This window comes from Moorena sp. SIOASIH, assembly GCF_010671925.1.
Lineage (GTDB): Bacteria > Cyanobacteriota > Cyanobacteriia > Cyanobacteriales > Coleofasciculaceae > Moorena.
Genome location: NZ_JAAHIH010000002.1, coordinates 1391823 through 1416948 on the forward strand (window position 1 = coordinate 1391823; position 25126 = coordinate 1416948).

Genomic DNA, 25126 nt, shown 5'->3' on the forward strand with positions numbered 1-25126 from the left:
ACATGGCCGAGGAACACTTTACCAAATTGAGATGCACTAATCATGCAAAATTATGTATTTGTCATTGACGCAAACAAACAACCATTAAACCCCATTCACCCAAGGAAAGCTCGCCGACTGTTAGATAAAGGCAAAGCTGCGGTTTTCAGAATGTATCCATTTACGATTATCATTAAGACTGCAATCCCAAATCCGACTATCTCGCCTTGTCAAATCAAGATAGATCCGGGCAGTAAAACTACTGGGTTTGCCATAGTTAAAAACGACCAAGTCATCTGGGGTATGGAGCTAGAACACAGAGGAGGATTAATTAAGAAAAAACTAGAATCTAGAAGGGCTGTAAGGCGTGGGAGACGTAACCGCAACACCCGGTACAGAAAACCTAGATTCCTTAACCGTAGACGCCCACAGGGATGGCTGCCCCCTAGCCTAGAGCACAGAATTCTGACTACCCAGACTTGGGTAAAACGATTGATCAAATTCTGCCCGGTCAATGAGATTTGGGTTGAAAGAGTTAAGTTTGATACCCAAAAAATGCAGAATCCTGAAATTAGTGGCGTTGAGTATCAGCAGGGGGAACTAGCTGGCTATGAAGTTAGAGAGTATTTACTTGAGAAATGGGGAAGGGAATGCACTTATTGCGGCCAGCCTAATACCCCCCTACAAATTGAGCACATTCACCCCAGATCGAAAGGGGGAAGTAACCGAGTAAGTAATCTCTGTTTGGCCTGCGAAAAGTGCAATATAAGAAAGGGGGACAAGTCTATAGAGGACTTCCTAAAAAAGAAGCCGGATTTACTCAAAAAGATTAAATCATTAGCTAAACAACCACTAAAAGATGCAGCAATAGTTAACGCAACCCGCAACAAGTTAGTAAAGGTTCTCCGAACTTTAAAACCTGTCGTTACTGGGACAGGAGCGCAAACTAAGTACAATCGTACGAAGCTAAGACTACCTAAGCAACACTGGATTGATGCTGCTTGTGTTGGAGGTATTGAGACCTTAGTGTTAAGAACCTCTCAGCCGTTGCTAGTAACATGTATTGGACAGGGTGGCAGGCAAAAGGCTGCTCTCAATAAATATGGCTACCCCACTAGGCACAACCCGTTAAAACCAATTAAAGGCTGGACTACTGGGGATTTAGCTAAGCACCAAAAACTAGGGATAGGCAAAGTAACCCCTAGAAGTAAAGGAAGTTTTGGATTTACTCCATTGGGGACAAAAGGCTACAAAAGCTGTAAACCTCAAGACATATCAGCAATACATCGGAAAGATGGATACATTTACAGCTTTTGCCAGTAATTACCAAGTTTTGCCGGGGATTAAGCTTCCTAGACTTTCCTGACAAACTAGTGGTAAGCCCTAACTAGCTTTCGCGGTCGGCGATCATAGGTTTCCCAAAAAGTTAAGACAGACCTTGGCTCAATCCTGATGGTGAAGACGATTCAAGTAACAGAACTTACCTTGCATGATGTGAAGGTCAAATTTGACCTCACCCCAGCAGAGGATGAGCAATTTTTCCGAGAGTGGCAGGACGAGTTACCAGAACTTACCGACACTGAACGCCAGTCCTTAGAGCAGGTTAAGGCTCACATGCTATACCTGGAACAGTATCCGATGCTGGAAGACATTGTCAAAATGGTAGTGCTGTCTCCCTTGTTAGGACTAGCGGGTTTTTATGGTTCTCCCTTTCACCTCAAGACAGAGGCTGCAATAGAAATTGCCGCTGTTGAGGAGCACGAAATCCTGCGAGGGCGTATTGATGTGCTGGTGCTACAAGACCAGTTTTGGGTATTAGTGATTGAGTCAAAACAAGCTGGATTCTCTCTCAAGTCAGCAATTCCTCAGGCATTGACCTACATGATGGCTAATCCTAATCAGTTGCGCCCTAGTTTTGGATTGGTCACTAATGGCACTAATTTCCGGTTTTTGAAACTAACAAAATCCGGCATACCGATGTATGCTCTTTCCGATGAGTTTACCCTCTATCGTGGCAATGACTGGTATTACGTGCTTAGGATCCTCAAGCGAATTGCTGAATTGGTAGTCAATTGAGTTTTCGTGGGCTTTTCCCTGGTAAGCATTCAGCCGTCAGCTGTCAGCCGTCAGCTGTCAGCCTTTAGCTGATAGCTGATAGCTGATAGCTGATAGCTTACATTTCCTGTTCCCTACTTATACTTAAAGTCTAACAATTGTTAGCGCTTCAGTTTCCGCTTAAGTGCTGATGCTACACTGATCACACCGATAACAGCTAATTGACTAAAAACTGAACTCCGTTCCGGGACTGTAACTGATGCTGGAGTCAGTCGTGCTATCCACCCTTCTGTGTTGCCATCTGGATTGATGCCAAACCCAATCACCGTGGAGTTGTCATCGGAAATGTCTTGGGCTACCAAATTAGTCCAGCCGGTCAAATCCAATCCTAAGTCATTGGTCAATAGATCCAGCAGGGGGCGCATACCATTGACCCGATCCCAGATAAATGGTTCTTGACCCCGGAATCCCTCACTTTGTCCGACGACAATCGAACCATCTCCTGACACGCCGAAGGCTCTACTAAAGAACGCTCCCCCTGGCAAATCCGAGAGTCCTACAATACCGGTTTCCTCAGTCCACACAAAGGCTTCTGTACCGCTAAAGTTACCAATTTGACCACTACCCCTGGAGTTAGCACTAGCGCTTCTGCCCACAATCACTGAGCCATCAGCGGATACATCTGCTGCTCTACTGAAAAATGCTCCTCCTGGTAAGTCTCCTAATCCGACTACTCCGGTTTCTGCTGTCCAGCGAAATCCTTCTATGCCTGAGTCACTAATGCCACCACCTACAATGACCGAGCCATCTGCTGATGCTCTGACAGCTTGACTACTAAACCCGCCTTCTGGTAAGTCTCCTAATCCCACTAGTCCGGTTTCCGCTGTCCAGCGAAATGCTTCCGTGCCTGACGGACCATTGCTGTTTCCAACTATCACAGAGCCATCGCTGGATATACCGGATGCAAAACTGCTAAAGCCGCCTCCTGGTAAGTCTCCCAATCCTACAATGCCAGTTTCTGCTGTCCAGCGGAATGCTTCAGTTGGTGGTATTACTGTAGATGACGAACTAGCAGCGCTAAAGCTAGCACCGACAACAATAGAACCATCTCCAGATACATCAAAGGCGGCACTGACAAAAGGACCACCGGGAAGGTCTCCGAGTCCAACGATGCCCGTTTCTTTTGTCCAACGGAACGCTTCTCCTTCTAAACCATTACCACTAAAACTGGCTCCTACTACAACTGAGCCATCTGCTGATACGGCAGAACTATCACTGCTAAAGATACTTCCAGGTAAATCTCCTAAGCCTTGGAAAAAGACAGTAGCAGTTGCTGGAGTTTGGCTGTTTAGTACCCACAAGGGGATGCCAACTGTGAAGTAAATTAGTGTTGGAAAAATTGTCTTAGTCATGGTTAATGTCTTTCTAGGTTAATAGGTATATAGCAATTCTTAAATAGGGAATAGGGAACAGGGAGTAGGGAGTAGGGAGTAGGCAAGAGGCAAGAGGCAAGAGGCAAGAGGCAAGAGGGAAAAAATCCTGTAGATGCTTACTATCTATGAGAAATTCTATAGGTAAGTATTCAGCTATCAGCTATCAGCTAATGCGCTACCCAAATTGCTGACGGCTGACAGCTGTTCCCGTAGCGTGGCCTACGGCCAACGGCTGATAGCTGACGGTTAGTTCACTGACTAAACCAAGTTAAACAAACTGGTAAATTATCGAATAATTTATCTCAAATAAATTATAAAACTCATCCTATTATTAACGATTTAATTTCAGCTATCTGGCCAGATTGGCGATAAATTAAAACCTTTAGCAAATCTGGCTGATAATTGGTAAATTATTCGATAATACTTGTAAATCATAAGAGAATTTTCATTCTTTTTAAGAAACCAATAATTAAATTAAATTACCAGAAACTAAAAAATGAATTAGGATAGTATTGTCAAAAATGCACAACCGATTTTTTTAGTTAATTTCAGGAGGTTTTAAGCATGAGTGTTGATTCGAGGAAATTAGTCAGTGATGCCATAAGTATTTTCGATAATAGCGAATTGCCTTTTGAGACAACATTCAACCAAGACATAGATATAAATAACCTTTACCTTGATCGTCCAGAAGATGATTATCGTGATGGGAGGTTCTTCAATGTTGCGACTAAACAACAATCGATCTTAATAACAATCGAAACCATCGAACCTCAATCAGGCTCGCCTAGTCTTCCCAATCAAGTCGGCTTGCCTAATCCTCCCCGGGGTTGCTACTAACTATTGGTAGAATTTTGCCCCCTAACTCCCCAACTTTGGGGAGAACGAAACTCCCAAAGTCCCTCAAAATTGCGGTATACTGGGGGCAGTAGCAAAATGATACCAATAAATTTAGCAAAACCTATAATCTAGAACCTTAAACATAATCATCCTACTAATCAAAAGTAGTTTTGTATATTGGGATAATTTGTCATAGTCATTTAAACTCAAATTAACTGAATTAACAGGTATTTTAACTTACCTGATGATAGTTTTAAAAAAAAGAAGCGATTGGCCGTTGGCCACGCTACGCGAACGCTAACTGAAATAAGCAGAAAAATCTAAATAAGATAACACTGGTTTAAATTTTTATATTTCCTATCTTATTAGGTCAAGTAATTTTGTAACAATCACCGAATCTAGTGGTTTAAATGGCCTAATTAAAATGGTTAAGGGCGCACGGTTTACGCCCTTAAAATTGATTGGTGTGAGAAGCACTATAGCTACTATAGTAATTACTAAAATTTAGATATCTAGCCAGATTGGCTAGAAGTTAAAACCTTTCGCCAATCTGGCTGATAATTGGTTAATTTTTCCATAATACTTGAGGGGCAACCAAATTTTTTAATTAATTTCAGGAGGTTTTAACCATGGAGATTACGGATCTTAATGTGAGTGATATGCCAGTTGAGCCAAGTAAAATAGAACTCACTTTACCCACAAACATCAATGGCCCCAATCCTTTTGTTTTTACAGGCTGCAAAGGAATGATGTTGGAGGATTTTGAGAGTCTTCCTGTTATCAGAGTTATAGAATCTTCACCAATAGCAGTAACTACTGGCTTATAAAAGGAGATATTCCTGACATCCTTAGTTGAGGATAACTTCGATAATTCCTCAAAATTTATAGGTTTTATGGTAAGGGTATTAGGGATTAGGGTAACTTAAGCATTCAGCCGTCAGCGGTCAGCCATCAGCCAAAAGGCAACGGCTGATAGCTGATAGCTGATACGCGACACGCTGATAGCTGATAGCTGATACGCGACACGCTGATAGCTGATACGCGACACGCTGATAGCTGATACGCGACACGCTGATAGCTGATAGCTGATAATTATGGCGCTATACAAAAAAAGCCTGCACTCAGCAGGCTACCAATGTTTTCAGAAAGATTTAGTTGATCTAACCCCGGTCAGATCCAAACCATAAATCAACCAATGACAATGTACTCACTATTCACAGCAGCAGTTAGTGTGCCCTGATCCAGCAAAGCCTGATAAACCATCGCAGCTACCTCACCACGAGTGGCCTCACGCACGGGATTGAGTTTCCTCTGGTCAGGGGAATTGACCACAATCAGTTTTTTAGTAGCGGTTATTACTTGATCTGTGGCATAGCTGGGAATATCTCCTTTGTCATCATAGAGATCCAAAGCATTGGGATCTGATTCGTTTAAACCTAAGCCATTCACCAAGGAAACAATCACATCCGCTCGCTTGACATTATCGGCTTGTCCGAAGTTGCCATTATTGTAACCAGACAGGAATCCACCGCGATAGGCTTTTTGAATTGCATCCTTAGCCCAAGACCCATCACCGACATCTTTGAATTCCTTAGCATCCCTTATTGCTGGAGGGTTGAACGCTTTGCTAATCAAGGCCGCATATTGAGCACGGTTGATTTTATCATCAGGTTTAAAGTTAGTGTTGTCAACACCTGAAATCATACCTTCTGCCAACAATCCCTGAATAAACTCTTTCGCCCAGTGGTCTTGAATGTCTGCGAATGTGGGTATCCCGTCGCCGTCAAATTTAACAATATATTGATTATTAATAGCGCTGACTGTTCCAGCATCCACCAAGGCTTGATAAACCATCGCAGCTACTTCAGCACGGGTAGCATTGCGAGTGGGGTTGAGTTGCCTGAGATTGCTGTGATTTACGATAATTTCTTTTTTGGTTGCGGTTTTGACAGCCTCAATGGCGTAGGTAGGAATGGACCCGCTGTCATCGTAGGCTTGTAAGGCATTGGGACTAGCAGCCGTTAAGTCTAACCCATTCACCAGTGAAACAATTATTTGGGCACGCTGGACTTTGTCTGTGGGTTTGAATGTCCCCCCAGGGTAGCCAGAGAGGAATCCACCACGATAGGCTTGTTTAATCTTTTCGTAAGCCCAATAAGTGGAAGGAACATCACTGAAATCCTTGGCATCCCTTTCAGCTGAAGGATTGAAAGCGTTGACCAACAAGGCCGCATATTCAGCACGGGTCATGGTTTGGTTTGGCTTAAAGCTGCCATCAGTAAAGCCACTAATGTACCCTTTACTGTACAATCCCTCGATGAAATCCTCTGCCCAATGACCAGCAATATCAGTTAACTTTTTAGTTGAATCAGGTGGGTCAACAGGATCAGGTGGGTCAACAGGATCAGGTGGGTCAACAGGATCAGGTGGGTCAACAGGATCAGGTGGGTCAACAGGATCAGGTGGGTCAACAGGATCAGGCACTTCAGCGATCGCATCCTGAATTGAAACCGGACCACTGGCTTTTGAGGCAACTAAAAAATTGCCCACTGATTTCAGCTCAACCGTGGTGAAATTTTTTAAATCAAACTCACCGTTGTTAACCAGTATGTTTTCCCCTGGCTCTGCTGTGGTTCCCAAATCGGGAAAACCATTGCCAGCAACTGACAGACCAAATCTTTCGTTGTTTTCAATCCGATTCTTACGCAGTATCGGTCGAGCGTCCCCAGAAACCACTATCCCAAAGATGTTTTCAGAGGTTTGGTTCTCGACCAGCCTGGGCGCTGCATTATTATCAACAGCAATGCCATTACCCATTTTTTTACAGGTATTCCCTTGGATGTTCCCTTTGGCATCCCTGGTAATCGATATCCCTTGACCCTCGATATCACTACCAATGAAATCATTATTTTTAATTTCTGGTGCCGCCTCACCTGTGACATTAACCCCTTCACGATTGCACTCTTTGAAGGTACAATTAGCTACTACAGGGCTACCAGACTCAATCCAGGCACCAGTGCCTCGGGCAACCCGATTAGTGATAGTGACTCCCCTGAGTTCGGTATCCTTAGCTAGGATAAGGGTCACGTTTTGACCACCACCGAAACGAGTGTTGAACAACCCGTTGCCTTCAATTAAGATGTCCTTGCCTTTGTTTGCTTCATCGCCTATAATTTTTACACCGGAGGGAGCTTTCAGCGGAAAGGTTTCACCACTAGTGGTACTATAAGTACCAGGTTTTAGTTGAATCTCGTCACCTGATCCAGCTGAATCGAATGCTTTGGTAATAGTTTTAAAGGGCGCAGATTCGCTACCATCAGCGCTATCACTTCCAGTAGCTGGATTGACGTATAGAGTTGCCATAATTTAGGATTACCCAAAACGCTTAAGAACACAGCAAAACGGAGGTGTCACCCATCATAGGGTTCACCACTTGCTAATTTCCTGAGCAGGAGGCTAACTTTCTTTAGAAATACTCTTAAGAATTGTTACCTAGATAGTGTGCCTGCTTTTATTGCTTATATCTCACAGTTTAAGCTCGATTTTCAGTAAATGTCCATTGAGACTTAAGCAGATTTACTCTGGATTTCTTGTTCTGGCAAGGTGAGAATCTCTACACCGTCAGCGGTGACAACTATAGTGTGTTCAAATTGGGCAGAAAGTTTGCGATCGCTTGTTACAGCTGTCCACTTATCAGCTAATATCTCCACTTCGTGGGTACCTTCGTTAATCATGGGCTCGATAGTGAAAACCATCCCAGCCCGGAGGCGCTTTCCTTTCCCTCGGGTGCCATAGTGAGGAATTTGGGGAGCTGTATGGAAAATTTTGCTAATCCCGTGTCCAACAAAGTCTCGCACTACCGAAAAACCGTTGGACTCGGCATACTCTTGGATAGCAGCACCAATATCACCAATCCTTGCTCCTGGTTTGACCTCAGCAATGCCCCGCATCATACATTCTTCAGTAACTTCCACCAGCTTTTTTGCTAGGGGTGAGGGGGTACCAACAAAAAAGGTTCTAGAGGTATCCCCGTGATATCCATCCACCTTTGGTGTTACGTCAATATTAATGATGTCCCCATCTTTAAGGATTTGCTTACCGTTAGGGATACCGTGACAGACAACTTCATTGATACTGGTACAGATAGATTTAGGAAAGCCCTGGTAGCCTAAGGGAGCACTGATTGCCCCATGCTCTTTTGTCCAGCGCTCAGCTTCATCATTAATCTCTAGGGTGCTTACCCCTGGCTTAACCATGGGTTCTAAATGGTTTAACAGTGCAGTGGCTAAGCGTCCAGCAAGACGCATTTTAGCTATTTCTCTACTGGATAAGAGCACAATTCTTTCAGCTGCCATGAGTTTTTATTCCGTCAATTACCCCAAAACCTGGGAAAAATTATACTATTTGTTGTTTTTTTAATTGTACAATAATATGATCTCTGATTAACGCTGGTCTGTGTGAGACCAATAGGTGAGGTATATTGTGGATTTTAGGGAATCGGGAATCGGGAATCGGGAATCGGGAATCGGAACCCACCCCTAACCCCTCCCAGGAGGGGAACGGGAATCGGGAATCGGGAATCGGGAATCGGAACCCACCCCTAACCCCTCCCAGGAGGGGAACGGGAATCGGGAATCGGGAATCGGGAATCGGGAACTCGGATCAGGGAAAAATCCTGTGTACCTCGTCTTTTGCTTGCTATCCAAAGCCTTAATTTTTCAATAGAATAGGTCAGTTGATAGGAGCAAGTAGGAGTTGATTGTGGAGATCAAAGCTGCAGTAGCTTTTGAAGCAGGCAAACCGTTATCCATTGAAACGGTTCAGGTAGCCGAACCTAAGGCGGGTGAGGTGATGGTGGAAATTAAAGCAACCGGAGTATGCCATACTGATGCCTATACCCTGTCTGGCGCAGATCCAGAAGGACTATTCCCAGCCATTCTAGGACATGAGGGAGCAGGTGTAGTGGTTGAGGTCGGTGAAGGGGTGACTAGCGTCCAGGTAGGAGACCATGTGATTCCCCTATATATCCCTGAGTGCCGTCAGTGTGAATACTGCTTAAGTGGTAAAACCAATCTCTGTCAGGCGATTCGGAATACCCAAGGACGTGGTTTGATGCCCGATGGTAGCAGTCGCTTCTCTGTTGATGGCAAAATGCTCCATCATTACATGGGGACATCCACCTTTGCTAACTATACCGTACTGCCAGAAATCGCAGTAGCAAAAATTCGGAAAGATGCTCCGTTTGATAAAGTTTGTTACATCGGTTGCGGAGTTACAACCGGTATTGGTGCTGTGATCAATACCGCTAAAGTTCAACCAGGTTCGAGAGTCGTGGTATTTGGACTCGGGGGAATTGGTTTGAATGTGCTCCAAGGCGCAAGAATGGTGGGTGCTAGCCAAATTGTAGGTGTTGATATTAATCCCAACAAACAAGAACTTGCTGAAAAATTCGGGATGACGGATTTTGTCAATCCTAATGAAATAGAAGGAGATTTAGTCCCTTACATTATTGATTTAACCAAAGGGGGCGCTGATTATAGTTTCGAGTGTATTGGTAATGTTAAGGTGATGCGCCAAGCCCTAGAATGTTGCCACAAAGGTTGGGGTGAATCTATTATTATTGGTGTTGCAGGTGCTGGAGAAGAAATCAATACTCGACCTTTTCAACTGGTGACTGGACGGGTCTGGCGAGGTACAGCTTTTGGGGGAGCTAGAGGACGCACGGATGTTCCTAAAATCGTAGATTGGTATATGGAAGGTAAGATTAATATTGATGATATGATTACCCATGTCATGCCCTTAGAAAAAATTAATGATGCCTTCGATTTGATGCATCAGGGTGAGTCGATTCGTAGTGTGGTGACGTTTGGATAGTTAAAGGTTCATTCAGAGGTTGAAGGTTAGTGGGTTGAAGGTTAGTGGGTTGAAGGTTAGTGGGTTGAAGGTTAGTTGGTTGAAGGTTAGTTGGTTATTTAGTTGAAGGTTGAAGGTTAGTTGGTTGAAGGTTAGTTCATAGCTCACCATTCAGCGGTCAGCGGTCAGTGGTCAGGGGTCAGCCGTTGGCCTTCTTGGGCTGAAAGCTGTTCGCCTAGCGTGCGCGTAGCGCATAAGCTGATAAGTGATAGCTAATAAATAATAGCTGATGGCTGATAGCTGATAGCTGATAGCACCTGGAAACATTTCTAGTTCACAACAGGTCTAGATTATATCTATGGCTATTGCTGTTTAGGAGATGAAGAGGCTATCTTATATTCCCTTATTTAGTGCGATCGCATTTTTACCCACCGTCATCACTGCTCAAGTAAGTTATGCTCAACCAAGTTATGCTCAAACTAGTTATCCTCAAGATAGAACGTTTTTCTGCAGCAGCAGTGATGGCGTACCTGCAACCATTGCCAAAACCTCCCGGGGAGAGGTACCGATGGTTTTGTGGAATTCCTCAGACTTAGGACAGTCGGATTCTACTCCCCAGGAGTTGTGTGAAGAAGTATCTGACAAATTCCAGACTTACTACAACAGGGGTGAATTGAATTACATCACCACAGGCAATATGAATCAACAAACAGTCGCCTGTCTCGCAGAGGGTGATCAGGATCCTTGCCAAGTTAGATTATTTCCGATTAACTCTGAGAAACCAAGAGTGGGCTTGCAACGGATTTTTCGGATCCGCGTCCCCTCTTCTGGTCCGATTAATGAAACAGGTACCCCCATCTACGTCGATCTGGAAAAGTATTTGAATGGAGAGTATTCTAGGTAGCGAGAGGGAAAGATGAACTTTGCCCAGGGACTATCGGCAGCGTTGATTAGTGTAGCCACCATTTTGGGAGTGCAGTCTCCAGTGGTGGTGGCTGAATTAAATCAGGAAGCGATCGCATCGATAGCGCAACAGGTCACTGTATTGATTGATGGTCAAAATCCTGGCTCAGGGGTGATTATTGGCAAAGAAGGCAATACTTACTCTGTGCTCACGGCCAAGCATGTGGTTCCCAGAGAAGATGAATATAATATTATCGGCCCTGATAACCAACAGTATGGGGTGGATTACAGCAATGTTAAACAACTCCCCGATGTCGATCTAGCAATTGTTGAATTTACCAGCAACCAAAACTACAACGTTGCTGAGTTTGGTAATTCTGACCAACTCCAATTGGGCAAGAGTATTTATATCGGAGGCTGGTCTCATCCTGAACCACCGATCACAGACAATATCTTTAGATTTGTTGATGGGACTATTGCGGCGTTGCCCGAAAAACCATTACCGGCAGGCTATCAGTTAATTTATACCAATATTACCCGCAGCGGTATGAGTGGTGGTCCGGTTTTGAACCAAAAAGGTAATATTATTGGCATTCATGGACAAGCGGAGGGACGAGAAGTTTATCTGCCAGATTATGAAACAATTCACGACAAGACCGGGTTTAACCTAGGCATTCCCATCAACACCTTTTTAGCTTTAGCCGGAAAAACCAATATTAGTTTACCAGACAATTCTAGTAATAATTCTAGTAATAATTCTAGTAATAATTCTAGTAATAATTCTACTAATAATCCTGTGCCAGGGATTAGTGAGACAGGACGCTCCCAGAAAAAGCATTTCAGAGAGACGCCCTATTTAGTTGAAGCAGTCACTACTCAAAAGATCACTTATGTACGCGGAGCGACCTACTATTTCACCATTAGCTTACCAGAAGGTGCGGGATCACCCTTGCAACAGATTACCCTTGACCAACGGCAGGGGGTAGACTTTCTGGAACGATACCACATTGATGAGACCAGAGCCTTTGAAGGGACCCGAGACAACAGAGGAGAAAAGGTATCTCTGGGTTTAGTAGCTGCGGATCGCGAAGAACGAACCATTACCGTAACCTTTGACCCGCCAATATCCCCGGGAAAAACCGTTACTATTGGTTTGCGTCCGGTATTTACCCCTCGCAGGAGTGGGGTTTATTTATTAAGAGTAAACGTTTTTCCCCCAGGTAAAGATGCTCGTGGTTTATCACTGGGAGTAGCACGATTTCATTTCTATCGTTCGCGATAGATAAGTATTCAGCGGTCAGCTATCAGCGGTCAGCTTATTTTATTCAAAAGCACCGATTGCGCTAGGCGCACGCTGCGCGAACAGTAGCGTAGCCATTCCCTTAGCCTGGCCTTTGGTACCTCAAGTAGCGTGCGCCTAGCCCATTAGCTGATAGCAGCGATTGCGCTAGGCGCACGCTGCGCGAACAGTAGGGTGCGCCTAGCCCATTAGCTGATAGCTGATAGCTGAATGCTGAATGCTGACGTGAAGCGCAAAGCTTAACCCATCAGACTTCCCCTGTTTATTAGCGATCGCTTAAAAACTTCCTTCTCCAACCTCCAAGCTTCAATGTCTAATATCATGTCCGGTTGAATACTTACACTCTACCCAAATCGAAGGCACAGGGCAGAAGGCAGAAGTAAAGAAGTAAGGTTTCAACGGAGAAAGTTTTTTATCAATAATTATCCGCACATGATAAAATTATAAAATTTTTATAGGCAACCTTGACAAATGCCCAAACTTATTATAATATCATAAATAGTTGGATATAGCAATAAGACCAGAACTGACTATAACCAACTCGGAGCTCAGAAGCTCAAGAGGTAGATGGCAGACCCGATGCTTTGCCCGGCTGGGTCTGCCACTGGCTCTTCGTTCGCAGAAGACCACTTACTATCATGACAAATTACAACAAAAAAGATCCACATACACAGCCCTTACCAAGCTGTGCCAACCCCGATCTGGAGCGATACCAGCACGCTATGGGGGATTTTGGCATCACTGAATTGCTTGATCAGTTGCCAAAGTCAACAGCACTGCTAGCCCTGGAGGTAGAAACATGAAAAAACCTCTTCCTCTGACTGAGGCACAGCAAGAACTGATTAAACAGTACAGCTCCTGCCAACTGAGGATGACACCCAGGGCATTCTACGGCAAGTGGCAAGTTACTCAATCAATGATGGCAATGATTTGCTCTCGTTCGGTGGAGACGGTGGCACGGTGGTTTAGCCGAGGCTCTAATTATCTGCGGCCTCAACCATCGGACTTGCGCCATCTGGGTCTGATGGATTTTCTTCTGGAGCATTTTGAGGAGATTCCTGAAGAACTGCGGAATGTCCTGTGTCCCCCAAAGCAGGATCAGTAATGGTATATAGCGATTCTATTTGCCATTAGATACAAAGGGTACCCCCGTTGGTCCCCCTTAAAAAGGGGGACTTTGAGAACGCGCTTAGCTTGGTCTAGGTTTGGTCTAGTTTAATGCGATCGCGTAGCGGCTCTGAAAGAGCATCGCAATTAAAAATGACAATTTTTTGATGTCCCTGTTCCCTATTCCCTGTTCCCTGTTCCCTGTTCCCTACTCCCTATTCCCGACTCCCGACTCCCGACTCCCGAATGACAATCAAGATGGGGCAATATCTGCTCAACAGGAGTACCCCTAAACGGTTGCGCCGTCAGAATAATTGTGCCATCCTTTGCTCTGACCCAGCCTTGGGCTTCGATAATCACTTTTTTTTCCTGGGGAGGTTGAGGGCGTCTCACTGTTCGCGTAGCGTGGCCAAAGGCCTTGGGTTGCTGCTGTAATGCTTGTCTGGTGCTGGCTAACCCAGGACGACTTCTCCAGCTCACTGTTCTGTCGGTATTAATCACTGAATCCTCTGGAGTCGGTGGTAAACCTCCTTTTCCGGTAATGGTAAAGGAACTCCCTCCAGCAATCCGATTATTCTCAAAGCCACAAAGGTCATTGGCCAGGATCGCTTCTGCATCTACCGGGCTTCCTGGCAATTCCGTTAAGCCTGAGGTCGGGTCTACCTCTGGGGTGTTGAGTATTACTTCACCGCTGAAGGATGAGCCAAGGTTGGAGGTGGCGGTGATGTCATTTTCTGGAGTTAGACGGTCTCGAAACTCTAAGCCAAAGATGCCTTCGGCAGTAATAGTAACACTACCTCCTGGGCCTTCTAGGGCATTGGCAGTGATGTCGCTATTTTCCAGACCTACTAAGGTGTCAGTATGAATGTTTATATTGCCGCCAGTGGCGTTCTCGGCATCGGTTGTAATGTTGCTTTGGTTGCGAAGTCGAATGTCACTGGAAAATAGGTTAATGTTGCCTTGCTCTCCTGCTGTTTCTGCTGTGATAATTCCATCGTTGTTAAGGAAGATAGAGTTAGCATTAATCACTAGGTCGCCTGCTCTCCTCCCCTGTCTAAAGCTTCTAGCTGAAACTTCTGCTCCATCTTCAACAAGTAACTCCCTAGTGGTAATGTTCAAATCTCCCGCATTTCCTGTGCCTTGAGTTTCAGTAGACAAGCCGCTGGGAAACTTACCATCAGTTGAGGTACCAATCACTTGAACAGATTCAGTGGCATCTACACTCAAGGTTCCTCCGTCCCCATCACCAAAAGTGCTAGCTAAAACTCTTGCTCCATCTTGAACAAGTAACACTCCAGTGGTAAGGTTTAAATTTCCCGCATTTCCTTTTGACCTTTGACTAGCTGCAACAATCAAGCCGCTAGGAGAATTACCATCGGCTGATCTACCAATTACTTGAACTTCAGAGGCATTCACACTCAAGGTTCCTCCATCTCCATCACCAAAAGTGCCAGCGCTCACTTGTGCTCCATCTTGAATAAGTAACTGCCCGGTTGTAATGTTCAAATCTCCGGCTTTCCCTGTCCGAATAGTTTGAGTAGATAATCTGCTGGGAAACTCAGGACCAATTACTTGAACTTCAGAGGCGTTCACAGTTAAGCTTCCTCCGTTCCCATCACCAAAAGTGCTAGCGCTAACTTGTCCTCCATCTTGAACAAGTAACTTCCCAGTAGTAATACTTAAATTTCCAGCTTTTCCTGTTCCATTTGGATTAACTTGAGTATTCAAGGCGCTAGGCAACTGACCACCAATTACTTGAACTTCAGAGGCATTCACAGTCAAGTTTCCTGCGTTTCCTCCACCACTAGTACTAGTAGCAACTTGTCCTCCATTCTGAAGTAAAAAAAAGTCAGTGTTAATCAGTATTGCTCCCCCATCTCCCGCACCATCAGTGGAAGCAGAGAGGCTGCTAGGAAATCGAGATCGAATCAACCCATCAATAACTTTCACAGACTCAGAAGCATTCACAGTCACGTTTCCCGCCTTTCCCTCTTTAAAAGCACTACTTGATAGGTTTGCTCCATCCCTAAGGGTCAACTGACGAACATCGATGGTTATATCTCCACCGGGTAATGACGTGAATGTGTTTGCTCTAACGACAGAGGTTCCACCCATATCTAACTGTGAACCCCGGATGGAAATTGCTCCGTCGTTGTCTTGGGCAGCCAGGTCATTTTCTTCTTCAACGCTAGTACTGATAAAAGACCTCAGTATTCCGATATCCCGAAAGTTCTCAATACCTTCGTATCCCAAAACCCAACCTTGCCCCTTTGGTGTCAAACTTACCATACCCGGACCAGCAACGCTACCCAGTTCAATCCGACCACCTCGCGCTTCTAGAAAAAATCCTTCTAAGGTAATATCGCTTCCTACAAGAGCTAACGTTTTACCCGGTTGCACTCTTAGCCCTAGTCCTTGAAAGAAACTCTGGACACCACTAATTCCTTGTGCCCTAATACTGCCTGAGTGTTCTCCATATTGCAAACCAAGAGGCCCCTTAATCGTTAACAGAGGTGGAGCATCTGGGTTGGTGGCGCTGAATTGAAAACCATTGTCAAACAACACACTATCAGCAGTACTCCCAAAAAATGAGCCTCCCAGCTCTAGTCTGCTATTGGGACCGAAGAAAATACCGTTTGGATTGATCACAAACAAGTTAGCATTACCCAACACTCCCAGAGTCCCCAAAATATTGGAAACATTTGCTCCAGTTACTCGACTCAGGATGTTGGCAACTCCAGCAGGTAAGCCAAAATAAACTCGCCCGAACTCAGCCACATTAAAATCCGAAAAGCTGTGGAAGAGATTACTGTCTCTAATCGCCCCACCTTCTATCAAATCCGCTAGGTCTCCGTTAACATTGACATTGGGCGTTACTACAGAGCTTTCATTCCCCAAGGTATTATCTGGGGTGATTTGACCTAATGCAGTAGTTGCACCCAGTAGAGAACACAGAACAAAGGGACTTGCTGCCACAAGTCGGTCAATTCTAGGTTTCATGTTAATCAATAGAGCTCCCAATCTCTCGGATTATTTCATAAAATACCCTTTGATTATGTTAAGTTTTATTAGGTTAAGTAGGGTGGGCAAAAACCATTTAGTGACGAATCAAAACCACCAAACTCTTTTTGCCCACCCTATAGCAAAGGGAAAAGGGAAAAGGGAACAGGGAACAGGGAGTAGAGAGTAGGGAAAAGGGAACAGGGAACAAAAATTCTCACAAGTCCTACACGGATTGCTATACAAGCTGATCCCTGAATGCTTAGTCGAGTAGGGTGGGCAAAGTCATCATTTCGTGACGAATCAAAAGAACCAAACTGTTTTTGCCCACCCTACAAGCTGATCCCTGAATGCTTAGTCGAGTAGGGTGGGCAAAGTCATCATTTCGTGACGAATCAAAACAAGCAAACTGTTTTTGCCCACCCTACAAGCTGAATGCTTAGCTCACCTTAAAATCAGAAATCGTCTCAATCCACACCCTAGCCCCACAATGTAATGGATTATCCGGGCGATACATCACCCGACAGGGGCCATTGACTTCCACCGTATGACCATAAATATTGTTAGAACCCCGCTTTACCGTAATCACAGGATTGCGCTCCCCGGTCTTGAGATTGTTGCGAATTACCCTCTGATTAACGTGAATCACAGCTTTAGTGTACTCTCTGCGCTTTGACCAGTTCCGCTTTGGTCCGCGAGTACCAGGGGTGACCACCGGCATGCCATCAAACAAAGGAATCACCCAAGTTCTACCGACTTTATAAGCCCCTTTAACTCTGCCCTTACTCAAAAGGAAACGGACACGAGTGGCAGAAACACCTAGTAATTCAGCGGCTTGAGCGGTAGAAATCATCATGGCGGATAAACCATTGCTTTAGCGATACTGTTATATTAACACAAGTTATTAGAAGATGCAAGGGGTTAGAAAAACTGTTGCATTACCGCCATCCCTGGGTAGAGGGTGGCAAGTGTGGTAAATGTGGTAAGCGTGGAAAGAGGGGTTGAAAAAACTATTGCATTACCGCCATCTCTAGCCAGAGGGTGGATGGTAAGCATGGAAAGTGTGGTAAATGTGGTAAGCGTGGAAAGAAGGGTTAGAAAAACTATTGCATTACCGCCATCTCTAGCCAGAGGGTGGTAAAAGTGGTAAGGGCTACAAAGGTTGCAAGGGTGGTAAGAAGGGTCAGAAAAACTATTGCACTGACGCACTAATGGGGTGTGGGGTAGCTTTTGCCTATTGCTAGCATGCCTATTGCCTCTTGCCTTCCCCTCCTGGGAGGGGTTAGGGGTGGGTCTAGCATGCCTATTGTCTCTTGCCTCTTGCCTCTTGCCTCTTGCCTTTTGCCTGTTCCCTGTTCCCTACTCCCTACTCCCTACTCCCTACTCCCTACTCCCTACTCCTCACAACCAATTTCCCAGCAAAATAAAAGCCGACCAGTAAAACGGGTGATTAAATTCCTGCGTCTGCAACAGCTTCTGTTGAGCTTGTCCCAGAGCTTCAGCCTTAGTAACCTTGCCTGTGGCTAACCTCTGGTAGAAGCGAGTCATTAGCTCTGCAGTGGCTAGATCGTTTACAGACCAGAGACTGGCAAGGGTACTGCGTGCCCCCCCACGCACGGCTATGCCAGCCAATCCCAACGCCGCTCGGGAGTCTCCTGCCGCTGTCTGACAAGCACTGAGGACGAGTAATTCGATGGGATTTTTTTGCTTTTGATCGGCTGAGATCAGACTATTTAACTCATTGATATTGATTACCTCGTCCCAGGTCAGGAGAAAGGTTTCTTCAGCTACTGAACTAAATTCACCATGAGTGGCGAGATGAACGATTTCGTAACCAGAGGTATTAACTTCTGTATTGAAGTTGGATTCAGTAAAGGATTCATTGAGTAAAATCAATGAGGGAACTTCGGAGTTGATATTCTCTAATTCCACCTTCACCCCAGGAAGTGCTCCTAAATTGGGACGATGGGGACGAACTTCCGTCACTCCAGCAGTTAGAACCGAAAAGTTTTGTCTGACATTTGCTTGAGAGTCGATTAATTGTAAACTAGGCGCTACTGCAATACTATATTTCTCAATGGAATAGCGTTCCCCATCATAAAGCACGGACATAGGAATATTGCGCAGAGCCCCATCGGGGATAAATACTAGGGTGAGGATGTTACTGTTGGCTAGTTCGGCTTGAATCGGACTGATTAACCAGTCGTGTATTTTTTGTAAGTTTTTCTTTCTCAGAACTCGCCATGGGCTAGTAATATTTCTCTTTACCGAAGCCAGTTGTTCTTCTATTTCTGTTTTGGGTAAGTTAGTGGTGATCTGGCGCAGAGGTTGTCCGGGCAAGGTGACAATTACTTCTAGGCGGTCTGGCAAGATAATAGTATAGAAAATAGCGGCGTTGGGGTCAATTTCGTCGATATTAACTGGTTTGGCATCTAAACAGGCATCCTGAAAAAAGTTGTCTAGTTCTGCTAGTTGTAGGGATTCAATCACATCTCGTGCTTTTTTGAGGTTTTCTTGAGATGCATTCGGTTCCAGGAGTAGTGCTACTAATTCTCGGTAGACTGGTTCAACCCTCTCTCGAAACCCAAACTGAATATCGCTACTAATCGCGACTAGGTCGCTACGGATAGATTGGAGGGTTTTGACTGATTGAGAATAGGCGGCGATCGCGCTTTTTTTATCCTGTTTGAGGTTGAGGATTCTTCCTAGTTGCCATTGCCATTGATAGGCTAAATCCGGAGCCTGGATTTCTTGAGCAATGAGTAAGGCTTTTTCGGTCAAGTCTTGGGATTCATCAAGACGTTGATTGTATTCGTATAAGGTTCCCAAGTTACCAATGGCTTCAGCTTCCGCTCTTTTATCTCCTAAATTCCTAGCTAGCTTAATGGCATCAGCGAGATAAGTAGCCAGGGAGTTGGGAGTTGTGAGTTGTGAGTTTTTAGCTTTTAATAGGGTTTTGCCTAGCTTAATTCTAGCATTGATTGCGGTTTTACTGGGAGATAATTTAGTGAAGGTATAGTCGATAGCTGGCAATAACGCTCTGGCTTCTGACCACTCTTGTGTAGCTATCAATACACTCAGTTGATTTAATTGTCCCTGAATCTTCAGATGGGGTAAGGGAGATTCCTCCACAACCCGTTGATACAAATCCAAAGCGTCTTCTGTTTCCCCTTTTAATCTAGCTGTATCTCCTAAACTGAGCAGATTTTCAGCAATCAAGGTCTGATCTGGTAAGTTTTCCGCTATGGCTAAACTTTGTTGTAAAATTGCTTTAGAGTCTTTGAATTTTCCCACTCGGCGCAGCACATCACCTAGATATTGGAGGGCTGTACTTTTGAGTTGGCTATCGGGTTGGTCTTGGAGATTTTCCTTGATTTGAGTTAAGGTTTTAGTGGCTTGATTATACAACCCTAATATTCGTAAGGCTTGAACTTGGTAAATCTGACTTTCTGTTAATCTATTTAAGTCTCCGATATCTTGGTAGATAGCACTAGTTTGCTGCCAAGTAGATAAGGCTTTTTCGGCCTGACCTAGAGATAAGTATACTTGTCCTTGTACTTCTAGTATTTGGGCTTGTAATTGTTGACGTTCTTTGGTATTGGGAAGTTTTGATAGTCTGCTAAAACTCTGGGATATTGTTTCTAATGCTTGGTCTATGTCTCCCAAATTTTGATAAACTAAAGCTAGATTCACTAAGGAATTAATCTGACCAACAATGTCCCCACTATCGGTGTAGTTACTAATAATTTGCTCCAACAACGGTATCGCCTCTTGATATTGACCTGTTTCATAGAGGTGTTGGGCTTGTTGTTCTGGAGAATCGGGAATCGGGAATCGGGAATCGGGAATCGGGAATCGGGAATCGGGAATCGGGAATCGGGAATCGGGAATCGGGAATCGGGAATCGGGAATCGGGAATCGGGAATTGGCTGTGATCACAACAGAATTTGATAAGGCTTCCCCGGATGGCAGGAAGCACGTTAATGAGATCGCAATTAGAAATGATAGTTTTTTCATAATAATTAATTAAGGGAACAGGGAACAGCGGATCTGGGAATAGGGAATAGGGAATAGGGAATAGTAAGAATAGTTGATTAACTCTTGCCTCTTGCCTCTTGCCTCTTGCCTCTTGCCTCTTGCCTTTCTTTAACAGAGTATGTTCACAACTCAAATAAAAATTCTATATTACTGTTCCCTATTCCCTACTCCCTACTCCCTACTCCCTCTTCCCGAATGACAATCAAGATTAGGCAATATCTGATCAACAGGAGTACCCCTAAACGGATGAGCGGTCAGAATAATCGTACCATCCTTTGCTATTACCCAGCCTTGGGCTTCGATAATCACTTTTTTTTCTTGGGGAGGTTGAGGGATTATCACTGATGCTTGCTGTTGTAATTGTTGTCTGGTGCTGGCTAACCCAGGACGAGTTCTCCACCTCACTGTTGTCGAGGTATTAATCACCGGATCGTCTGCACTAGCTGGTAAACCCCCTTTTCCGGTAATGGTAAAGGAACTGCCGCCAGCAATCCGATTGTTCTCAAAGCCACAAAGGTCATTGGCCAGGATCGCTTCTGCATCTACCAGGCTTGCTGGCAATTCGGTTAAGCCTGATGTGGGGTCTAACTGTGAGATGTTGAGTATGACTTGACCGCTGAAGGATGGGCCAAGCTTGGAGGTGGCGGTGATGTCATTGTCTGGAGTGAGACGGTCTCGAAACTCTAAGCCAAAGATGCCTTGGGCATTAATCTCAACACGACCTCCTGGGCCAAATTCAGCATTGGCGGTGATGTCGCTATTTCCTAGACCGACTAGGGTATCAGTATCAATGGTGATATTGCCCCCAGTGGTATTCTGGGCGTTAGTGGTAATGTTGCTTTCGTTGAGGAGTCGGATGTCACGGGAAGATAGAGTAATATTGCCTTGCGCTCCTGCTGTGTCTGCTGTGATGATTCCTTTGTTGTTCAGGAAGATGGAGTTGGCATTAATCTTTAGGTCCCCTGCTGAACTCCCCTGTTCAAAGCTTCTAGCACTAACAACTGCTCCATCAGAGACAATTAACTGCCCAGTGGTAATACTCAAATTTCCGGCATTTCCTGTTCCTTGAGTTTCAGTAAACAAGCCGGTGACACCCCGACCATCGGCATCAGTCCCAATCACTTGAACCTTTGAGTCAGCATTCACTGTCAAATTTCCGGCGTCCCCTTCACTAAAAGTGTCAGTTGAAACAACTGCTCCATCTTCGACAATTAACTCCCCAGTGGTAATACTCACATCTCCCGCTTTTCCTGTCCCAAAAGTTTGAGCAAACAAGGCGCTGCGAATCTCACCCGAGGGTGAGGTACCAATGAGGTGAACAGTAGAGTCCGCATCCACAGTCAAATTGCCGCCGTCCCCTTCACCAAAAGTGTCAGCTGAAACAACTGCTCCATCAGAGACAATTAACTCCCCAGTGGTAATACTGACATCTCCCCCATTTCCTGTCCCTTCAGTTTCAGCTCTCAAGGCGCTGGGAAACCGACCATCGGCTGAGTTACCAATCAGTTGAACAGTAGAGGAGGCATCCACTGTCAAATTTCCCCCCTCCCCTTCACCAAAAGTTTCAGTTGAAACAAATGCTCCATCAGAGACAATTAACTCCCCAGTGGTAATACTGACATCTCCCCCATTTCCTGCCCCAACAGTTCGAGCAAACAAGTCGCTGGCAAAATTACCATCGGCTGAGTTACCAATCAGTTGAACAGTAGAGGAGGCATCCACAGTCAAATTTCCCCCGTCCCCAAGACCAAAAGTGTCAGCTGAAACCAATGCTCCATCTTCGACAATTAACTCCCCAGTGGTAATACTGATATCTCCCCCATTTCCTGTCTCAAAAGTTCGAGCCAACAAGGCGCTGCGAAACTGACCATCGGCATCAGTACCAATCAGTTGAACAGTAGAGGAGGCATCCACAGTCAAATTTCCCCCCTCCCCTTCACCAAAAGTGTCAGTTGAAACAAATGCTCCATCAGAGACAATTAACTGCCCAGTGGTAATACTGATATCTCCCCCATGTCCTGTCTCAACAGTTTGAGCTCTCAAGGCGCTGAGAAACCGACCATCGGCATCAGTACCAATCACTTGAACAGTAGAGGAGGCATTCACTGTCAAATTTCCCCCGTCCCCTTCACCCTCTGTGTCAGTGAAAACAAATGCTCCATCTTTGACAATTAACTGCCCAGTGGTAATACTGATATCTCCCCCATGTCCTGTCCCAAAAGTTCCAGCAAACAAGTCGCTGGCAAAATTACCATCGGCTGAGTTACCAATCAGTTGAACAGTAGAGGAGGCATCCACAGTCAAATTTCCCCCGTCCCCTTCACTAAAAGTGTCAGTTGAAACAAATGCTCCATCTTCGACAATTAACTGCCCAGTGGTAATACTGATATCTCCCCCATTTCCTGTCCCAAAAGTTTCAGCAAACAAGGCGCTGCGAAACCGACCATCGGGTGAGGTCCCAATCAATTGAACCCTAGAGGAGGCATCCACTGTCAAATTTCCGGCGTCCCCTTCACCAAAAGTGCTAGTTGAAACAAATGCTCCATCAGAGACAATTAACTCCCCAGTGGTAATACTGATATCTCCCCCATTTCCTGTCCCAACAGTTTCAGCAAACAAGTCGCTGGCAAAATTACCATCGGCTGAGTTACCAATCAGTTGAACAGAGGAGGCATCCACTGTCAAATTTCCGGCGTCCCCTTCACCGTCTGTGTCAGTTGAAACAACTGCTCCATCTTCGAGAATTAACTGCCCAGTGGTAATACTGATATCTCCTCCATTTCCTGTCCCAACAGTTTGAGCCAACAAGGCGCTGCGAAACTGACCATCGGCATCAGTACCAATCACTTGAACAGTAGAAGAGGCATCCACTGTCAAATTTCCCCCGTCCCCTTCACCAAAAGTGCCAGCTGAAACAACTGCTCCATCAGAGACAATTAACTCTCTAGTGGTAATACTCAACTCCCCCGCATTTCCAATTGATCCTGGATTAGTTTGAGCAAACAAGCCGCTGCCAAACTGACCATCGGCTGAGGTCCCAATGATTTGAACCTTTGAGTCAGCATTCACTGTCAAATTTCCCCCGTCCCCTTCACTAAAAGTGTCAGCTGAAACAAATGCTCCATCTTCGACAATTAACTCCCCAGTGGTAATATTCAAATTTCCGGCGTCCCTTTCACCAAAAGTGCTAGTTGAAACTTCTGCTCCATCAGAGACGATTAACTCATCAGTGGTAATACTCAAATCTCCCGCATTTCCTGTCCCAAAAGTTTGAGTCAACAAGGCGCTGCGAAACCCATCATCAGCTGAGGTACCAATCACTTGAACCTTTTCGGAGGCATCCACTGTCAAATTTCCGGCGTCCCCTTCACCAAAAGTGCTAGTTGAAACAACTGCTCCATCAGAGATAATTAACTGCCCAGTGGTAATACTCAAATCTCCCGCATTTCCTGTCCCTTCAGTTTCAGTAGTCAAGCTGCTGACAAACTCACCCGAGGCATCAGTACCAATTACTTGAACAGTAGAGGAGGCATTCACAGTCAAATTTCCCCCGTCCCCTTCACCCAAAGTGCTAGCTGAAACGGCTGCTCCATCAGAGACTATTAACTCCCCAGCGGTAATAGTCAAATCTCCACCCTGTCCTGAACCAAATACATCCGTAGTTATCCTAGAACCAGCCTCAAGACTTAGCTGAGAAGCCTCAACAACTATCCCACCTCCATTCTGACTTCCTTCGGTATCCGCAAACACAAAAGAGCGATCGCGTAAACTCACATTAGCCCCCTGCACCTGGATACTGCCACCACCTTCTCCACTGGTGTCAACAACAGCACCGTCGGACAAACTAATATCCTGAAACTCTTGAACTGGTGAATAATCCAATACAAAACTAGTATCCGTTGGAGTCAGTTTCACCACACCATTAGAACCAACACTCCCCAGCTCAATCCGTCCATCGGTTGCTGTTAACTGACCACCAGGAATATTAATGTCACCACCAATTAGCCCCAATGTTTTCACATTTGGTACCTGAAACAGACTAGACTGATTAGTAATACTCCCTGGATTGGATCCATATTGCAACCCAGAGGGAATCTTAATCGTCAACAACGGTTTATCATTGGGATTTTTTGCACTGAAGACTGTGCCATCTTCAAACAACACACTATCAGCAGTACTCCCAAAAAATGAACCTCCTAGATCTAGTCGGCTATTGGGACCGAAGAAAATACCGTTTGGATTGATCACAAACAAGTTAGCATTACCCAATACTCCTAGAGTCCCCAAAATATTGGAAACATTTGCTCCAGTTACTCGACTCAGGATGTTGGCAACTCCAGCAGGTAAGCCAAAATAAACCCGCCCAAACTCGCCCACATTAAAATCTGAGAAGCTGTGGAATAGATTACTGTCTCTAATCGCTCCACCTTCTATCAAATCTGCCAGGGCACCGTTAACATTGACATTGGGCGTTACTACAGAGCTTTCATTCCCCAGGGTATTATCTGGGGTGATTTGACCTAATGCAGTAGTTGCACCCAGTAGAGAACAAAGAACAAAGGGACTTGCTTGCACAAGTCGGTAAATCCGAGGTTTCATGTTAATCAGTAGAGCTCCCAAT

Annotated in this window: 23 protein-coding genes; 11 read left to right on the forward strand and 12 right to left on the reverse strand. The window is 45.1% G+C overall.

The annotated features are described in order from the left end of the window. Nucleotides 1-42: 42 nt before the first annotated feature. Together iscB and F6J90_RS13765 are read left to right on the forward strand one after the other, a co-directional pair. A complete protein-coding gene (iscB, locus tag F6J90_RS13760; protein ID WP_293094110.1) occupies nt 43-1302 on the forward strand; it encodes an RNA-guided endonuclease IscB in 1260 nt (419 codons plus the stop codon). A 129-nt stretch (nt 1303-1431) separates the two neighbouring features. After that, a complete protein-coding gene (locus F6J90_RS13765; protein ID WP_293094113.1) occupies nt 1432-2055 on the forward strand; it encodes a type I restriction enzyme HsdR N-terminal domain-containing protein in 624 nt (207 codons plus the stop codon). Nucleotides 2056-2195: 140 nt separating this feature from the next. On the opposite strand, the gene F6J90_RS13770 is transcribed toward F6J90_RS13765, so the two are convergent. Beyond that, entirely contained in the window at nt 2196-3446 is a 1251-nt protein-coding gene (locus F6J90_RS13770) for a PEP-CTERM sorting domain-containing protein (RefSeq protein WP_293094116.1), read from the reverse strand. A 585-nt stretch (nt 3447-4031) separates the two neighbouring features. Here F6J90_RS13770 and F6J90_RS13775 point away from each other — a divergent pair. Together F6J90_RS13775 and F6J90_RS13780 are read left to right on the forward strand one after the other, a co-directional pair. Then, nucleotides 4032-4304, forward strand: coding sequence for a hypothetical protein (locus F6J90_RS13775; protein WP_293094119.1), 273 nt, complete (start codon nt 4032-4034; stop codon nt 4302-4304). A gap of 629 nt (nt 4305-4933) precedes the next feature. Next, entirely contained in the window at nt 4934-5131 is a 198-nt protein-coding gene (locus tag F6J90_RS13780) for a hypothetical protein (protein WP_293094122.1), read from the forward strand. 361 nt (nt 5132-5492) lie between these two features. Here the strand turns inward: F6J90_RS13780 and F6J90_RS13785 are convergent, their stop codons facing one another. From F6J90_RS13785 to F6J90_RS13800, 4 genes are all read right to left on the reverse strand, one after another. Beyond that, nucleotides 5493-7667 (reverse strand): S-layer homology domain-containing protein, encoded by a 2175-nt coding sequence (locus F6J90_RS13785; RefSeq protein WP_293094125.1) that lies wholly within the window; start codon nt 7665-7667, stop codon nt 5493-5495. A gap of 203 nt (nt 7668-7870) precedes the next feature. Next, entirely contained in the window at nt 7871-8659 is a 789-nt protein-coding gene (map, locus tag F6J90_RS13790) for a type I methionyl aminopeptidase (protein WP_293094127.1), read from the reverse strand. Between the two features lie 40 nt (nt 8660-8699). Then, nucleotides 8700-8840 (reverse strand): hypothetical protein, encoded by a 141-nt coding sequence (locus tag F6J90_RS13795; RefSeq protein WP_293094129.1) that lies wholly within the window; start codon nt 8838-8840, stop codon nt 8700-8702. Nucleotides 8841-8842: 2 nt separating this feature from the next. Next, the gene (locus F6J90_RS13800; protein ID WP_293094132.1) at nt 8843-9010 is read right to left on the reverse strand and encodes a hypothetical protein; all 168 of its coding nucleotides are present in this window, start codon (nt 9008-9010) and stop codon (nt 8843-8845) included. A gap of 52 nt (nt 9011-9062) precedes the next feature. Here F6J90_RS13800 and F6J90_RS13805 point away from each other — a divergent pair, with 52 nt between their 5' ends. Continuing rightward, entirely contained in the window at nt 9063-10178 is a 1116-nt protein-coding gene (locus tag F6J90_RS13805; protein ID WP_366513764.1) for an S-(hydroxymethyl)glutathione dehydrogenase/class III alcohol dehydrogenase, read from the forward strand. A 12-nt stretch (nt 10179-10190) separates the two neighbouring features. Here F6J90_RS13805 and F6J90_RS13810 read toward each other — a convergent pair whose 3' ends face one another. Then, nucleotides 10191-10328, reverse strand: a complete 138-nt coding sequence (locus F6J90_RS13810; RefSeq protein ID WP_293094138.1) for a hypothetical protein — start codon at nt 10326-10328, stop codon at nt 10191-10193. A 208-nt stretch (nt 10329-10536) separates the two neighbouring features. On the opposite strand from F6J90_RS13810, the gene F6J90_RS13815 reads away from it, so the two are divergent. The 4 genes from F6J90_RS13815 to F6J90_RS13830 all read left to right on the forward strand — a co-directional run bounded on the left by F6J90_RS13815 (nt 10537) and on the right by F6J90_RS13830 (nt 13465). Next, nucleotides 10537-11061 carry a COP23 domain-containing protein gene (locus F6J90_RS13815; protein ID WP_293094141.1) on the forward strand — a complete coding sequence of 175 codons (525 nt, stop codon included), beginning with the start codon at nt 10537-10539 and terminating at the stop codon, nt 11059-11061. A 12-nt stretch (nt 11062-11073) separates the two neighbouring features. Beyond that, nucleotides 11074-12342: a DUF2808 domain-containing protein gene (locus F6J90_RS13820; RefSeq protein ID WP_293094143.1), complete on the forward strand. Its 1269-nt coding sequence runs from the start codon at nt 11074-11076 to the stop codon at nt 12340-12342. Nucleotides 12343-12998: 656 nt separating this feature from the next. Further along, nucleotides 12999-13163 carry a hypothetical protein gene (locus tag F6J90_RS13825; protein WP_293094147.1) on the forward strand — a complete coding sequence of 55 codons (165 nt, stop codon included), beginning with the start codon at nt 12999-13001 and terminating at the stop codon, nt 13161-13163. After that, nucleotides 13160-13465, forward strand: coding sequence for a helix-turn-helix domain-containing protein (locus F6J90_RS13830; RefSeq protein WP_293094149.1), 306 nt, complete (start codon nt 13160-13162; stop codon nt 13463-13465). The genes F6J90_RS13825 and F6J90_RS13830 overlap by 4 nt, the downstream gene beginning before the upstream one ends. A 182-nt stretch (nt 13466-13647) precedes the next feature. Here the strand turns inward: F6J90_RS13830 and F6J90_RS13835 are convergent, their stop codons facing one another. The 3 genes from F6J90_RS13835 to F6J90_RS13845 form a co-directional block, all read right to left on the reverse strand. Next, entirely contained in the window at nt 13648-16467 is a 2820-nt protein-coding gene (locus F6J90_RS13835) for an S-layer family protein (RefSeq protein ID WP_293094152.1), read from the reverse strand. A 108-nt stretch (nt 16468-16575) separates the two neighbouring features. Continuing rightward, a complete protein-coding gene (locus F6J90_RS13840) occupies nt 16576-16713 on the reverse strand; it encodes a hypothetical protein (RefSeq protein WP_293094155.1) in 138 nt (45 codons plus the stop codon). A gap of 193 nt (nt 16714-16906) precedes the next feature. Next, the gene (locus F6J90_RS13845; RefSeq protein ID WP_293094157.1) at nt 16907-17323 is read right to left on the reverse strand and encodes a helix-turn-helix domain-containing protein; all 417 of its coding nucleotides are present in this window, start codon (nt 17321-17323) and stop codon (nt 16907-16909) included. A 105-nt stretch (nt 17324-17428) separates the two neighbouring features. On the opposite strand from F6J90_RS13845, the gene F6J90_RS13850 reads away from it, so the two are divergent. Beyond that, nucleotides 17429-17608, forward strand: coding sequence for a hypothetical protein (locus F6J90_RS13850; protein WP_293094159.1), 180 nt, complete (start codon nt 17429-17431; stop codon nt 17606-17608). Between the two features lie 96 nt (nt 17609-17704). Next, a complete protein-coding gene (locus F6J90_RS13855) occupies nt 17705-17908 on the forward strand; it encodes a hypothetical protein (protein WP_293094161.1) in 204 nt (67 codons plus the stop codon). On the opposite strand, the gene F6J90_RS13860 is transcribed toward F6J90_RS13855, so the two are convergent. From F6J90_RS13860 to F6J90_RS13870, 3 genes are read right to left on the reverse strand one after another with little or no spacing between them, the layout of a single operon-like run. Continuing rightward, entirely contained in the window at nt 17869-20358 is a 2490-nt protein-coding gene (locus F6J90_RS13860) for a CHAT domain-containing protein (RefSeq protein ID WP_293094883.1), read from the reverse strand. The two genes, F6J90_RS13855 and F6J90_RS13860, sit on opposite strands and share 40 nt — an antisense overlap. After that, nucleotides 20255-20638, reverse strand: a complete 384-nt coding sequence (locus tag F6J90_RS13865; RefSeq protein ID WP_293094164.1) for a hypothetical protein — start codon at nt 20636-20638, stop codon at nt 20255-20257. Before F6J90_RS13865 ends, F6J90_RS13860 begins: the two co-directional genes overlap by 104 nt. 38 nt (nt 20639-20676) lie before the next feature. Further along, the gene (locus tag F6J90_RS13870; protein ID WP_293094166.1) at nt 20677-25104 is read right to left on the reverse strand and encodes a filamentous hemagglutinin N-terminal domain-containing protein; all 4428 of its coding nucleotides are present in this window, start codon (nt 25102-25104) and stop codon (nt 20677-20679) included. Nucleotides 25105-25126 lie beyond the last annotated feature (22 nt).

Coding starts and splice junctions, on each gene's coding strand:
- F6J90_RS13870 (WP_293094166.1), bottom strand. CDS start 25,104: ATGAAACCTCGGATTTACCGACTTGTGCAAGCAAGTCCCTTTGTTCTT.
- F6J90_RS13770 (WP_293094116.1), bottom strand. CDS start 3,446: ATGACTAAGACAATTTTTCCAACACTAATTTACTTCACAGTTGGCATC.
- iscB (WP_293094110.1), top strand. CDS start 43: ATGCAAAATTATGTATTTGTCATTGACGCAAACAAACAACCATTAAAC.
- F6J90_RS13815 (WP_293094141.1), top strand. CDS start 10,537: ATGAAGAGGCTATCTTATATTCCCTTATTTAGTGCGATCGCATTTTTA.
- F6J90_RS13775 (WP_293094119.1), top strand. CDS start 4,032: ATGAGTGTTGATTCGAGGAAATTAGTCAGTGATGCCATAAGTATTTTC.
- F6J90_RS13780 (WP_293094122.1), top strand. CDS start 4,934: ATGGAGATTACGGATCTTAATGTGAGTGATATGCCAGTTGAGCCAAGT.
- map (WP_293094127.1), bottom strand. CDS start 8,659: ATGGCAGCTGAAAGAATTGTGCTCTTATCCAGTAGAGAAATAGCTAAA.
- F6J90_RS13785 (WP_293094125.1), bottom strand. CDS start 7,667: ATGGCAACTCTATACGTCAATCCAGCTACTGGAAGTGATAGCGCTGAT.
- F6J90_RS13845 (WP_293094157.1), bottom strand. CDS start 17,323: ATGATGATTTCTACCGCTCAAGCCGCTGAATTACTAGGTGTTTCTGCC.
- F6J90_RS13825 (WP_293094147.1), top strand. CDS start 12,999: ATGACAAATTACAACAAAAAAGATCCACATACACAGCCCTTACCAAGC.
- F6J90_RS13835 (WP_293094152.1), bottom strand. CDS start 16,467: ATGAAACCTAGAATTGACCGACTTGTGGCAGCAAGTCCCTTTGTTCTG.
- F6J90_RS13820 (WP_293094143.1), top strand. CDS start 11,074: ATGAACTTTGCCCAGGGACTATCGGCAGCGTTGATTAGTGTAGCCACC.
- F6J90_RS13830 (WP_293094149.1), top strand. CDS start 13,160: ATGAAAAAACCTCTTCCTCTGACTGAGGCACAGCAAGAACTGATTAAA.
- F6J90_RS13765 (WP_293094113.1), top strand. CDS start 1,432: ATGGTGAAGACGATTCAAGTAACAGAACTTACCTTGCATGATGTGAAG.
- F6J90_RS13810 (WP_293094138.1), bottom strand. CDS start 10,328: ATGGTGAGCTATGAACTAACCTTCAACCAACTAACCTTCAACCTTCAA.